The sequence below is a fragment of the Streptomyces sp. P9(2023) genome (assembly GCF_032436795.1).
Classification (GTDB): domain Bacteria; phylum Actinomycetota; class Actinomycetes; order Streptomycetales; family Streptomycetaceae; genus Streptomyces.
Window position 1 is genome coordinate 1 of sequence record NZ_JAUPWM010000866.1, and the last position, 234, is coordinate 234.

Below are 234 nucleotides of genomic sequence, written 5' to 3' on the forward strand. Positions count from 1 at the left end.
GCTCGAAACGCAGATGAAAACGCGGCACTGCATGCCTGCGTCGATCCGATCATTCTTGAGGGGCTCGATGCGTTGAGCGCAGGATCACCGGGCGTCAGCCTTTCGGAGAGGTTCCGCGACATGTTGGCAATGGTGACGGACTGGACCAGCCGGTTGGCCGCCGCGATACCCCGCTGGTTTCGGTGGGAAGAACTGGCAGACCGGATCGCCCGCACGGCGCAGCGAATGTTCGGC

At 63.2% G+C, this 234-nt stretch carries 1 protein-coding gene; it reads left to right on the forward strand.

Translation table 11 applies throughout. The features are described 5' to 3' along the window. Positions 1-234: hypothetical protein (locus Q5762_RS39725; RefSeq protein ID WP_315897185.1), on the forward strand; the 234-nt coding region annotated here is incomplete at both ends.